This window comes from Mesorhizobium sp. M7A.F.Ca.CA.003.01.2.1, from assembly GCF_003998945.1.
Taxonomy (GTDB): domain Bacteria; phylum Pseudomonadota; class Alphaproteobacteria; order Rhizobiales; family Rhizobiaceae; genus Mesorhizobium; species Mesorhizobium ciceri.
The window spans coordinates 1-892 of sequence record NZ_RZRA01001419.1 but is presented as its reverse complement, the minus strand read 5'-3'; the positions used below and the strand labels follow the sequence as shown (position 1 = coordinate 892).

Genomic DNA, 892 nt, shown 5'->3' with positions numbered 1-892 from the left:
CGTCCAATCTGGCGGCCACGATCCTGCCGGAAGGGCAGGCGGTGTCGGACTCCAGGCGCATCCTCGTCTACTACCGCAAGAGCGCCGACGGCCGGCTGGTGCTTGGCGGACGGGGCCGCATGGCGCTGCCGACGAGCGCCGGCGACTGGGCGCATCTCGAGCGTGCGCTGGTACGGCTCTATCCCTCGCTGTCCGGCGTTCCCATCGAGAAGCGCTGGTTCGGCCGGGTTGCGATGACGCCGGACCACCTGCCGCACATCCACGAGCCGGAGAAAGGCCTGCTCGCCGTGGTCGGCTGCCAGGGTCGTGGTGTCGGCCTGATGACTGCGCTTGGCGAGCGCATCGCCGGCTACCTCCAAAGTGGCGACGCCAGGCAATTGCCTTTCCCGGTCTCGCCGATCCGGCCGATCCCGTTTCACGCCTTCCGCCAGGTCGGCGTCGCCGCGACCATCGCCTGGTATCGCCTGCTCGATGCGTTGGAGCGCTGACCAGGGCGCTTTATCTCCTTGGAGTTCCGTTAGGGGATTCTGCTTGACAGTTTCATGGATATGAAAAACTCTAGGCCAATTTCAAATTTCCAATAGGCAGGTCGATGTCGACCCTAGTTGCAACATCAGCGCCAGAGGCCCGGTCTTCCCAGGGCTTCCGGGTCGCCATGCTGCTGCCGGGCGCGCTGGTCACCTTCCTGCTGATCCTGTTTGCGCTTGGCCTCGTGCTTTTCCTCGCCTTCCGCGGCAATGACGGTTCGCTGCTCGGCGCCGGTTTCACCGTCGCGAACTTCGTCACCGTGGTGTCCGATCCGCTGTACTGGACGGTGACGCTGCGCTCGCTGATCATTGCCGCTCTGGTCACGCTGGCGACGGTCGTCACTGCCTATCCCGTCGCCTACTAC

The 892-nt window shown here is 64.8% G+C and carries 1 protein-coding gene and 1 pseudogene; both read left to right on the top strand.

The annotated features are described in order from the left end of the window. Positions 1-488: FAD-binding oxidoreductase (locus EN969_RS33155; protein ID WP_164758757.1), on the top strand; the 488-nt coding region annotated here is incomplete at its 5' end. A gap of 104 nt (positions 489-592) precedes the next feature. Further along, a pseudogene (locus EN969_RS33150) lies at positions 593-892 on the top strand (ABC transporter permease); the annotation flags it as partial.